We start from the raw sequence: 10,829 nt of genomic DNA, 5'->3' as shown, positions 1-10,829 counted from the left end.
GCTGGTGCGCCAGTCGACGCAGGTGCCGAACACGTCGAAGACCAGCGCCTTCACCCCTGAAATATCCGACATGCGGGTTCCCTTTTCTTGTTGTCATTCCGGGGCGATGCGCAGCATCGAACCCGGGATCTCGAGATTCCGGGTCTGGTCCTTCGGACCATCCCGGAATGACGGTGCAACCAAAACAAAAACGCCCCCGCAAAGCGGAGGCGTTCGTCGTCTCGAACCGTCGCGCGAGGCGCGGATCATTACTTCTTGAGGAAACCCTCGAACTTCTTCTGGAAGCGCGACACGCGGCCGCCGCGGTCCATCAGCTGCTGGGTGCCGCCGGTCCAGGCCGGGTGCGATTTGGGATCGATGTCGAGGTTCAGCTTGTCGCCGGCCTTACCCCAGGTCGAGCGGGTCTGGTACTCGGTGCCGTCGGTCATGACGACCGTAATCATATGATAATCCGGATGAATTTCGGCTTTCATGGCTTGTCCTCTGGCGCGCCGGCGCCCGTCTCGATCTCGGGAATTGCGGATTTGGGCGGCTCTATAACGCAAGCCCCCTCGCAAAACAAGCCGCGGAACGGCTCCGGGCGGGTCCGGATGCGGGCTGGTCCCGGATTTGCCAGTGCCCCGGCTAAGGGCCTATCTGGGGGCCTCTGAATTGGTCGGGACCGGATGAGCGCAGCGGAGCAACTTGCAGAGGAACGCGGCAGGGCGCCAAAGCCGCGCGACGCGCTGATGGAGGCGGAAGCCGGCATCGAGCAGCTCGCGGAGAAGCCGGTGCGCCGCGCCAGGCTGCGCCCGCTGCTGGCGCTCGCGCCCTATATGGGACGCTACCGCGGGCGCGCCTTCCTCGCCTTCATCGCCCTGACGGTCGCAGCCGCAACGACGCTGCTGGTGCCGATCGCGGTCCGCCGCATGGTCGACTTCGGTTTCAGCCCCGAAGGCATCGCCATGATCAACAGCTACTTCAGCGTGATGGTGGCGATGGTGGCGGTGCTCGCCGCGGCCAGCGCCGCGCGCTACTACCTTGTGATGACCATCGGCGAACGCATCGTCGCCGATCTCAGGCGCGACGTGCTGGCGCATCTGATCTCGCTGTCGCCTTCCTTCTTCGATTCCTCGCGCAGCGGCGAGCTGGTGTCGCGGTTGACCGCCGATACCACCCAGATCAAGTCCGCCGTCGGCGCCTCGGCCTCGGTCGCGCTGCGCAACATCATGCTGTTCATCGGCGCCGTCACCATGATGGTGATCACGAGCCCGCGGCTGTCCGGCTTCGTGCTGCTGGCGATCCCGGCGATCGTGCTGCCGCTGGTGGCGTTCGGGCGCTGGGTGCGGCGGCTGACGCGGCGCGCGCAGGACCGGCTCGGCGCGGCGGCCGCCTATGTCGGCGAGCTCGTCGGCGGGATCCGCATCGTGCAGGCGTTCACGGGCGAGGGGCTGGCGAACGCGCGCTACGGCGCCGAGGTCGAGGACGCCTACGATGCGGCACGCCGCTCCCACATGGCGCGCGCGTTCCTGACCGCGGTCATCATCTTCATCATCTTCACCAGCGTCGTGATCATCCTGTGGGTCGGCTCGCATGACGTGCTGGTCGGCGACATGACGCCGGGCCGGCTCGGCCAGTTCGTGCTCTATGCGGTGTTCGCCGCCGCCGGCCTCGGCCAGCTCAGCGAGGTCTGGGGCGAATTGTCCGCCGCTTCCGGCGCGGCCGAGCGATTGTTCGAGATCCTGCGCGTGCAGCCGGAGATCGCCAGCCCCGCCTCGCCGCGTGCATTGCCGTCGCCGGCACGCGGCGACGTCGCCTTCGAGCGCGTCAGCTTTGCCTATCCGACGCGGGCAGACGCGCTGGCGATCGACGGCGTGTCGTTCTCGGTGAAGGCCGGCGAGAAGGTCGCGATCGTCGGCCCGTCCGGCGCGGGCAAGAGCACGCTGTTTCATCTGCTGCTCCGCTTCTACGATCCGAGGGGCGGCACGATCTCGCTGGACGGCGTTCCGATCGAGGCCGTCGATCCGCAACGCCTGCGCGCGCGCATCGCGCTGGTGCCGCAGGACTCCGTGGTGTTCGCGGCGAGCGCCCGCGACAACATCCGATTCGGGCGGCCGGACGCCAGCGACGCCGAGGTCGAGCGCGCCGCGGATCTCGCCCACGCCACCGAGTTCATCCGCCTGTTGCCTGAAGGCTTCGAGGCGCAGTTGGGGGAGCGCGGCGTCAAGCTGTCGGGCGGCCAGCGCCAGCGCATCGCGATCGCGCGCGCCATTCTGCGCGATGCGCCGCTGCTCCTGCTGGACGAGGCGACAAGCGCGCTCGATGCCGAAAGCGAGACGCTGGTGCAGACCGCACTGGAGGAATTGATGCGCCACCGCACCACGCTGGTGATCGCACACCGCCTCGCCACCGTGCTGTCCTGCGACCGCATCCTGGTGCTGGACCAGGGCCGGATCGTCGAGCAGGGCACCCACGCCTCGCTGGTCGCCGCCAACGGTCTCTATGCGCGCCTGGCGCGGCTGCAGTTCGAGGGAGCGTAGCGCTTCAGCGCTCCGTCAGCTTCAGCTCAATGCGGCGGTTGCGCTTGTAGGCTTCCTCGGTCGGGGCGGTGTCGAGCGGCTGGAATTCGGCAAAGCCCGCGGCGACCAATCGCTGCGAGGGCACGCCGAGCGAGATCAGGTACTGCACCACCGAGATCGCGCGCGCGGAGGACAGCTCCCAGTTCGACTTGAACAGGGGGCTGTTGATCGGCCGAACGTCGGTGTGGCCGTCGACCCGCAGCACCCAGGCGATCTCGGTGGGGATCTGCCTGTCGAGCTCGATCAGCGCGCCGGCAAGCTTGTCGAGCTCGGCGCGTCCTTCCGGCAACAGCAGCGCCTGGCCGGTGTCGAAGAACACTTCGGACTGGAACACGAAGCGGTCGCCGACGATGCGGATGTCCGGGCGGTTGCCGAGAATGGCGCGAAGGCGGCCGAAGAATTCGGAGCGGTAGCGCGACAGTTCCTGCACGCGCTGCGCCAGCGCCACGTTGAGCCGCTGGCCGAGATCGGCGATGCGGCCCTGCGATTCCTTGTCGCGTTTCTCGGACGCTTCCAGCGCCTCCTCCAGCGCCGCGAGCTGGCGGCGCAGCGCGCTGATCTGCTGGTTCAGGACCTCGATCTGCGCCAGCGCGCGTGAGGTGACCTGCTTCTCGGAATCCAGCGCCTTGTTGAGCTCGTTGGCGCGGCCCTGCGCATCGCCGGCGCCGGCAAGGCCCTCGTAGAGGCCCTTGACGCGGTCGCGCTCGCCCTCGGCCGAGGCGAGCCCGGCGCGCAGCTGCGCGACCTGGTCGTCGAGGTTGATCTTGGCGAGCTTCTCCAGCGACAGCAGGTCGTTGAGCTGCGCGATCTTGGCGTTGAGCTGCTCCAGCGCCTTGTCCTTGCCGGTGACCTCCTGCGACAGAAAGAACTGCACGACCAGGAATACCGTGAGCAGGAACACGATCGACAGCACCAGCGTCGACAGCGCATCGACGAACCCCGGCCAGTAGTTGAGACCGGATTCACTGCGGCGGGCACGGGCGAGGGCCATTGGCTTCTCTCTCAGCTATAGGGATCAACTCTTCTCGGGCTGGCGGGCAATGCGCTCGAGCAGGCGCTTGATCTCCTTGTTCTGCTCGCCCTGGCCGTCGGCCCATTCGCGGATCATCTGCTGCTCGGTGCGCATGTGCGCGACCAGGCCCTGGATCGCCTCCGCGAGATTGGCCATCGCGGCGGTGGCGTTGCGGGTGGCGCTGCCTTCTTCCACGGCATGGCGCAGCCGGTCGAGCGCATGTTGCACGCCTGACGTCGCCCCGCCCATCTCGTCGCCGGCATATTCGCGCACCGTAGTGGCGAGCCAGTCTTCCAGATCGGTGTAGAAGCGGTTCTGCGCCTGGCTCGATTGCAGATCGAGGAAACCGAGGATCAGCGAGCCGGCGAGGCCAAACAGCGAGGACGAGAACGAAATGCCCATGCCGCCGAGCGGGGCGGCGAGGCCCTCCTTCAGCGCGTCGAACAGCGAGCCGGCATCGCCGCCGACCTTCAGCCCTTCGATCACCTTGCCGACCGAGCTGACGGTCTCGATCAGGCCCCAGAAGGTGCCGAGCAGGCCGAGAAAGACCAGCAGCCCCGTCATGTAGCGCGAGATGTCGCGCGCTTCGTCGAGGCGCGTGGCGATGGAGTCCAGCAGATGCCGCATGGTCTGCTGGGTGATGCTCATCCGCCCGGTGCGCTCGCCGCCCAGGATCGCGGCCATCGGCGCCAGCAGGGTCGGATGCCGGTCCAGGGCAAGCCCGGGATCGGCGATGCGGAAACTGTTGACCCAGGCGACCTCCGGATAGAGGCGGATCACCTGCCGGAACGACAGGATGATGCCGATCAGGAGCACCGCGCCGATCAGGGCGTTCAGCCCGGGATTGGCGAAGAAGGCGACCATGATCTGCTTGTAGAGCACGACCGTTACCAGGGCGCAGAGCACCAGAAACACCAGCATCCGCACCAGGAAAATGCGGGGCGACGACAGTTTGGTCAGCTCGATTTCCATCTGGGCGCGGGGAGAGGGGTTTTGGGGCATTGGCCGTCGTCATCCGTTACGCAAGCGCTGGTCGGGCCGCCAATATGGCACAGGAACGGGGGGAGAAAAGGCCGGAGTGCCCGCTTTTCGATGACACCCGCCGGGAACCAGAAGTTGAAACCCGGCATTGTCTCCGCGCGTATTTCGGCAATGTTCGATGTCTGACCAAGAGATATCGGGATTTTGCATGACGCTTGCCTACCTAGCGGCCCTCGTTCTGCTTGCCGCCTCCCTCTCGATCCTGATGGCCAGCGCCTTCCTGGTGCAGCAGCGGACCGGCAATTCCGGTTGGGTCGACACCATCTGGACCTTTTCGCTGGGCCTGGTCGGCTCGCTCAGTGCGCTGTGGCAGATCGCGGGTAGCCCGCCGAACGCGCGGCAATGGCTGGTCGCGGCGCTGGTGGCGATCTGGTCGCTGCGGCTGGGCATCCATATCGCCATCCGCACCGCCGGCATATCGGACGATCCGCGCTATGCGAGCTTTGCGAAAGAATGGGGCCTCAATGCGCCGCGGCGGATGTTTATATTCCTGCAGAACCAGGCGCTCGGGACCATCCCGCTGGCATTTGCGATCTTCGTCGCGGCGCACTTTCCCTCCGACGCGCTGCGGCTGCAGGATCTTGCCGGCGCGAGCATCCTCCTTATCGCCATCGCCGGCGAGGCGCTGGCCGATGCGCAGCTGAAGCGCTTCCGTAACGATCCTGCCAACCAGGGCCGGGTCTGCAATGTCGGCCTGTGGCGCTGGTCGCGGCATCCCAATTACTTCTTCGAATGGTTCGGCTGGCTCGCTTATCCCGTCATCGGCCTTTCGGCTGATTACCCATGGGGCTTCGCAACGCTGCTCGCGCCGATCTTCATGTACTGGATCCTGGTCCACGTGACCGGCATCCCGCCGCTCGAGGAGCAGATGCTGCGCTCCCGCGGCGGGCGCTATCGAGACTACCAGTTGCGTACGAGTCGATTCTTTCCGCTGCCGCCGCGAGCATGATCCCGGGACGCTTCCCGGAAGAAATCGTGCCTGACATCAGGGAGGAGCCAGATGAGCTTCGTCTCGACCATCATCGGCACCGCCGAGCGCGTGCCGCTGCCCGATGCCATCATCCGCGCCGCGATCCACCGCCTTTGCTCGCGCACCGCGATGCGCCTTTCCGAACGCGATGCGCGCAGCGATGCGTTGTTCGCCGACGAGATGGCAGCGCGCGCCATCGAATGGGGGGTCAGCCATTACCGCATGAAGGCGGCGTAGAGTCGGATGAGCTCTGAATATCTGCCCATTAATTCTCCAGTAAGCTTACGCTGCGAGCATCGAATGGAGGCACATTAATTTTCCGTTAGGATGAGGAACTGAGGTCACGTAGATTCACAATCCGGTGAATCCGAAAAAGCGACGTGAATTCAGTCCTGTAGCGTCGTGTGACATTGGGCCGCCGTGAAAAATATTGCGTTGCAGTAGATGCTCCGTATGTTGACTGCATCGGCGCGCAAACTTCGCGCAACGCGGCTCACCATTCGCGTTTGAAATTCAATAGGGGCGACTGATTCGACATGCCTGACTTACGTGCGCAATCGGCCTGCATTGCATTGATGCTCGCTGCCCTCGCGCCATTGCTTGCTGGGTGCAAGGAGCCGACGGCGAACGCCGCGGCCGCGATCCCCGAAGTCGACGTCAGCGTCGTGGTGGTGCAGCCGCGGGCGCGTGCCGTGATACGCGAATTGCCGGGACGCATTGCGCCGACGCGAGTCGCAGAGGTTCGTCCGCGCGTATCGGGCATCATCGTCGAGCGCCTGTTCCATCAGGGTAGCGAGGTCAAGGCGGGCGAGCCGCTCTACCGAATCGATCCGCGGCCGTTCGAGGTCGAGGTGCAGTCGGCCCTGGCCGCGCTGGCGCGCGCCAAGGCCGTGTTCGAGCAGGCGACCTCGCACGCCAATCGCATCGGCACCCTGTACAGGGAGAAGGCGGCGCCGGAGGCGAAGAACGAAGAGGCGATCGCTGCGTTGCGCCAGGCGGAAGCCGACGTTGCCGCCCGTACGGCTGACGTGGCCCGTGCCAGACTCAATCTCGATTACGCCACCATCCGCGCGCCGATCGACGGCATCGTCGGCGCGGCCCATATCAGCGAAGGCGCGCTGGTCGTGCAGAACGACGCGACCAGCCTTGCAACGATCCAGCAGCTCGATCCCGTCTATGCGGACTTCACCCAGTCGGCCAGCGAGATGAATCAGCTGCGCCGTGCGCTCGACACCGGCGAGCTCGTCGCGCCTCCCGCGATCAAGGTGCGTCTCGAGCTCGACAACGGCGAGCTCTATTCCGTTCAGGGCAAGCTCCTGTTCTCGGAGGCCAAGGTCGACGCGCAGACCGGGAAGGTGACGATGCGCGCCGAATTCGCCAATCCATTGCGCCAGCTGCTGCCCGGCATGTATGTGCGTGTTCAGCTCGAACAGGGCATCGACGCCGATGCGATTGCGGTGCCCGAGCAGTCGATCCAGCGCAACAGCGGCGGCGGCAGCGAGGTGTTCCTGGTCGGGGACGATGGCAAGGTCACGATCCGGCCGGTGAAAACCGGAGCGATGCAGGGCGGTATTTGGTTCGTCACGGACGGACTGAAGGCCGGCGACAAGGTCGTGGTGGAAGGTTTCCAGAAGTTCACGCCCGGCGACAAGGTCAGGACGCTGTCCTGGGCCGAGGCAGACGCGTCCGCAGGTTTGATGCAGACAACGCACCGGTGATCATCGGATGCCGAGCTTCTTCATCGACAGGCCCATCTTCGCCTGGGTCGTCGCGCTCTTCATCTGTCTGATCGGCGCGATTTCGATCCCGCTGCTGGCGGTCGCGCAATATCCGATCATCGCCCCGCCGTCGATCTCGATTTCGACCAGCTATCCCGGCGCCTCGCCCGAGAACCTCTACAACAGCGTGACCCGGCTGATCGAGGAGGAGCTCAACGGCGCGAGCGGCATCCTCAATTTCGAATCGACCAGCGACTCGCTCAGCCAGGTCGAGATCATCGCCAATTTCGTGCCGGGCACGGAAACGAGCGCGGCTTCCGTGGAGGTGCAGAACCGCCTGAAGCGGGTCGAGGCACGCCTGCCGCGCGCCGTGATCCAGCAGGGCATCCTGGTGGAGGAAGCCTCCAGCGCCGTGCTGCAGATCATCACGCTGCGCTCGACCGACGGCAGCCTCGACGAGGTCGGCCTCGGCGACTTCATGATCCGCAACATCCTCGGCGAGGTGCGCCGCATTCCCGGCGTCGGCCGCGCCACGCTCTACTCCACCGAGCGCAGTCTGCGGATATGGATCGATCCGGAGAAGCTGGTCGGCTACGGACTGACCGCCGATGACGTCAACAAGGCGATCGCAGCCCAGAACGCGCAGGTCGCCTCGGGAACCATCGGCGCCGAGCCGAGCACGCCGGATACCAGGATTGCGGCACAGGTGCTGGTCAAGGGCCAGCTCTCCTCGCCCGACGAATTCGGCGCGATCATCCTGCGTGCTTCCGCCGACGGTTCGACGGTCCGCCTGCACGACGTCGCGCGGATCGAGATCGGCGGTCTCAGCTACCAGTTCCAGACCCGCCTCAACGGCAAGCCGACCGCCGGTCTTTCCGTGCTGTTGGCCCCGACCGGCAACGCGCTTGCGACCGCCAGTGCGATCGAAAAGAAGATGAAGGAGCTGTCGAAGTTCTTTCCAGCCAACATCGCCTACGACATTCCCTACAACATCACGCCTGTCGTGAAGGCCTCGATCAACAAGGTGCTGACGACCCTGGTCGAGGCGGTCGTGCTGGTGTTCGTTGTGATGTTCCTGTTCCTGCAGAACATCCGCTACACTATGATCCCGACCATCGTGGTGCCGGTGGCGCTGTTGGGCGCCTGCGCCGCGCTGATGTTGATGGGCTATTCCATCAACATGCTCACCATGTTCGGCATGGTGCTGGCGGTCGGCATCCTCGTCGACGATGCCATCGTGGTGGTGGAGAACGTCGAGCGCATCATGGCGGAGGAAGGCCTGCCGCCGAAGGAGGCGACCCGCAAGGCGATGTCGCAGATATCAGGCGCCATCGTCGGCATCACGCTGGTGCTGGTGGCGGTGTTCCTGCCGATGGCGTTCTTTCCGGGATCGGTCGGCATCATCTATCGCCAGTTCTCGGTGACCATGGTGGCGGCGATCTCCTTCTCCGCGCTGATGGCGCTGTCGCTGACGCCGGCGCTGTGTGCGACGCTGCTCAAGCCCGTCGAAGCCGGCCACGCCCATGCGGAGCGGGGCGTGTTCGGCTGGTTCAACCGGGCTCTGGATTCGAGCCGTCACCATTATTCGCTGGTGGTGCAGGGATCGCTGAAGCGCACCGGCCGCATGATGCTGATCTATGCCGTGCTGCTGGTCGGCCTGTCCTGGGCGTTCGTCCGCCTGCCGGGCGGCTTCCTGCCCGTTGACGACCAGGGCTTCATCACCACCGACGTGCAGACGCCGCCGGAATCCTCCTACGGCCGCACCGAGGCGGCGATCGAGAAGGTGGAAAAATATCTGCTGGAGCGTTCCGGCATCGAGAACGTCACCTTCCTCACCGGCTTCAGCTTCCTGGGGCAGGGCATCAACACCGCGCAGGCCTTCATCTCGCTGAAGGACTGGTCCGATCGTCCGAGCAAGGATTCGGCGGCCAACATCGTCGCCGACGTCAACCGGAACCTCGCCTCGATCCGCGACGCCAGGGTCACCGCGCTGCAGCCGCCGCCGATCGACAATCTCGGCAACTCCTCCGGCTTCTCGTTCCGCCTGCAGGACCGCGGCCAGAAGGGCTTTGCCGCCTTGACCGCCGCCGCCGACCGCCTGATCGCGGAAGCGAACGCCAGCCCCGTCCTGCAAAAGGTGTTCATCGAAGGCCTGCCGCCGGCGCCGCAGGTCAATCTGATGATCGACCGCGAGAAGGCCGGCGCCTTCGGCATCACTTTCGAGGACGTCAACAACACCATCTCGACCAATCTCGGCTCCAACTACATCAACGACTTCCCGAACCGCGGCCGCATGCAGCGCGTCATCGTGCAGGCCGACGCCTTCGGGCGCATGAAGGCCGAGGACCTCCTGAACTACAACGTCAAGAACAATCGCGGCCAGCTCGTGCCGTTCTCGTCCTTTGCCTCGATCGACTGGTCGAAGGGCCCCTCGCAGATCACCGGCTTCAACTATTATCCCGCCGTGCGCATCACGGGCGAGGCCAGGCCCGGCTTCACCTCGGGCGACGCGATCAAGGAGATGGAGCGCCTTGCAGCCCGCCTGCCGCGCGGCTTCGGCTACGAGTGGACCGGGCAATCGCTGCAGGAAAAGCTGTCCGGCTCGCAGGCGCCGTTCCTGCTCGGCCTGTCGGTGCTGGTGGTGTTCCTGCTGCTGGCGGCGCTGTACGAGAGCTGGACCATTCCGCTGGCGGTGCTGCTGACGGTGCCGCTCGGCGTTGCCGGCGCGGTCGCGGCCGCCACCATGCGCGGGCTGCCCAACGACGTCTATTTCACCGTCGGCCTCATCACCATCATCGGCCTTGCCGCCAAGGACGCCATCCTCATCATCGAATTCGCCAAGGACCTGCGCGCCGAAGGCAAGCCGCTGGTCGAGGCGACGATCGAGGCGTGCACGCTGCGTTTCCGCCCCATCCTGATGACCGGCCTTGCCTTCGTCTGCGGCGTGCTGCCGATGGTGATCGCCCACGGCGCCGGCGGCGCCAGCCAGCAGGCGCTCGGCACCAGCGTGATGGGCGGCATGATCGCGGTCGTCATCCTGGCGCTCTTGATGGTGCCGGTGTTCTTCGTCAGCGTGCAGCGCGTGCTGGCCGGGGACCGGGAGAAGGGCGAGAAGGAAGAAGCCGCAGGCGAAACGCACGCGGTACACCGGCCGGCGGAATAGCGCTTCACTCTGTGCCCGCTGCCGCGCTCACCCGGCAATCGCCGCGGCCGAGATGGCGAGCTTGCGCATGCGGTGCCGTTACAACGGCTTCAATATCTTCACCAGCTCGGCGTGCACGAACTCGTTGCCGCAGACAACATGGCCCGATGTCAGCGCGTCGTCGTTGCCGTCGATGCCGGAGACGATGCCGCCGGACTCGCGCACCATGATCTGGCCGGCCGCGATGTCCCAGGGGCTCAGGTTGCGCTCCCAATAGCCGTCGAGACGGCCGGCGGCGACGAAGGCGAGGTCGAGCGAGGCGGCGCCGAAACGGCGCAGGCCCGCGACCTCGTTCTGCAGCGCGGCCATCTCGCGGCGCGACTGCTCG

9 protein-coding genes and 1 pseudogene are annotated in these 10,829 nt (G+C 65.8%); 5 read left to right on the top strand and 5 right to left on the bottom strand.

What is annotated here, in order from left to right:
* A pseudogene (locus tag ACT4OC_RS20800) lies at positions 1–72 on the bottom strand (haloacid dehalogenase type II); the annotation flags it as partial.
* A gap of 176 nt (positions 73–248) precedes the next feature.
* Entirely contained in the window at positions 249–473 is a 225-nt protein-coding gene (gene rpmE, locus ACT4OC_RS20795; RefSeq protein WP_291614211.1) for a 50S ribosomal protein L31, read from the bottom strand.
* A gap of 192 nt (positions 474–665) precedes the next feature.
* Between rpmE and ACT4OC_RS20790 the strand changes: the two genes are divergently transcribed.
* The gene (locus ACT4OC_RS20790; RefSeq protein ID WP_444840913.1) at positions 666–2,519 is read left to right on the top strand and encodes an ABC transporter transmembrane domain-containing protein; all 1,854 of its coding nucleotides are present in this window, start codon (positions 666–668) and stop codon (positions 2,517–2,519) included.
* Between the two features lie 4 nt (positions 2,520–2,523).
* Here ACT4OC_RS20790 and ACT4OC_RS20785 read toward each other — a convergent pair whose 3' ends face one another.
* Both ACT4OC_RS20785 and ACT4OC_RS20780 read right to left on the bottom strand, forming a co-directional pair.
* Complete coding sequence (locus ACT4OC_RS20785; protein WP_444840912.1) at positions 2,524–3,549, bottom strand: peptidoglycan -binding protein; 1,026 nt, start codon at positions 3,547–3,549, stop codon at positions 2,524–2,526.
* Positions 3,550–3,573: 24 nt separating this feature from the next.
* Positions 3,574–4,572 carry a flagellar motor protein MotA gene (locus ACT4OC_RS20780; RefSeq protein WP_444840911.1) on the bottom strand — a complete coding sequence of 333 codons (999 nt, stop codon included), beginning with the start codon at positions 4,570–4,572 and terminating at the stop codon, positions 3,574–3,576.
* Between the two features lie 187 nt (positions 4,573–4,759).
* On the opposite strand from ACT4OC_RS20780, the gene ACT4OC_RS20775 reads away from it, so the two are divergent.
* From ACT4OC_RS20775 to ACT4OC_RS20760, 4 genes are all read left to right on the top strand, one after another.
* Positions 4,760–5,560: a DUF1295 domain-containing protein gene (locus ACT4OC_RS20775; RefSeq protein WP_444840910.1), complete on the top strand. Its 801-nt coding sequence runs from the start codon at positions 4,760–4,762 to the stop codon at positions 5,558–5,560.
* Positions 5,561–5,611: 51 nt separating this feature from the next.
* Positions 5,612–5,818 carry a hypothetical protein gene (locus ACT4OC_RS20770; protein ID WP_444840909.1) on the top strand — a complete coding sequence of 69 codons (207 nt, stop codon included), beginning with the start codon at positions 5,612–5,614 and terminating at the stop codon, positions 5,816–5,818.
* 299 nt (positions 5,819–6,117) lie between these two features.
* A complete protein-coding gene (locus ACT4OC_RS20765; RefSeq protein WP_444840908.1) occupies positions 6,118–7,299 on the top strand; it encodes an efflux RND transporter periplasmic adaptor subunit in 1,182 nt (393 codons plus the stop codon).
* Between the two features lie 7 nt (positions 7,300–7,306).
* Positions 7,307–10,462 (top strand): multidrug efflux RND transporter permease subunit, encoded by a 3,156-nt coding sequence (locus ACT4OC_RS20760; RefSeq protein WP_444840907.1) that lies wholly within the window; start codon positions 7,307–7,309, stop codon positions 10,460–10,462.
* Between the two features lie 78 nt (positions 10,463–10,540).
* On the opposite strand, the gene ACT4OC_RS20755 is transcribed toward ACT4OC_RS20760, so the two are convergent.
* The coding region (locus ACT4OC_RS20755; protein WP_444840906.1) for an inositol monophosphatase family protein at positions 10,541–10,829 on the bottom strand (289 nt) is incomplete at its 5' end.

The organism is Bradyrhizobium sp., from assembly GCF_052389815.1.
GTDB lineage: Bacteria > Pseudomonadota > Alphaproteobacteria > Rhizobiales > Xanthobacteraceae > Bradyrhizobium.
The sequence above is the reverse complement of the archived record's forward strand: the minus strand, read 5'-3'. Positions and strand labels throughout refer to the sequence as shown.

Coding starts and splice junctions, on each gene's coding strand:
- rpmE (WP_291614211.1), bottom strand. CDS start 473: ATGAAAGCCGAAATTCATCCGGATTATCATATGATTACGGTCGTCATG.
- ACT4OC_RS20790 (WP_444840913.1), top strand. CDS start 666: ATGAGCGCAGCGGAGCAACTTGCAGAGGAACGCGGCAGGGCGCCAAAG.
- ACT4OC_RS20785 (WP_444840912.1), bottom strand. CDS start 3,549: ATGGCCCTCGCCCGTGCCCGCCGCAGTGAATCCGGTCTCAACTACTGG.
- ACT4OC_RS20780 (WP_444840911.1), bottom strand. CDS start 4,572: ATGCCCCAAAACCCCTCTCCCCGCGCCCAGATGGAAATCGAGCTGACC.
- ACT4OC_RS20775 (WP_444840910.1), top strand. CDS start 4,760: ATGACGCTTGCCTACCTAGCGGCCCTCGTTCTGCTTGCCGCCTCCCTC.
- ACT4OC_RS20770 (WP_444840909.1), top strand. CDS start 5,612: ATGAGCTTCGTCTCGACCATCATCGGCACCGCCGAGCGCGTGCCGCTG.
- ACT4OC_RS20765 (WP_444840908.1), top strand. CDS start 6,118: ATGCCTGACTTACGTGCGCAATCGGCCTGCATTGCATTGATGCTCGCT.
- ACT4OC_RS20760 (WP_444840907.1), top strand. CDS start 7,307: ATGCCGAGCTTCTTCATCGACAGGCCCATCTTCGCCTGGGTCGTCGCG.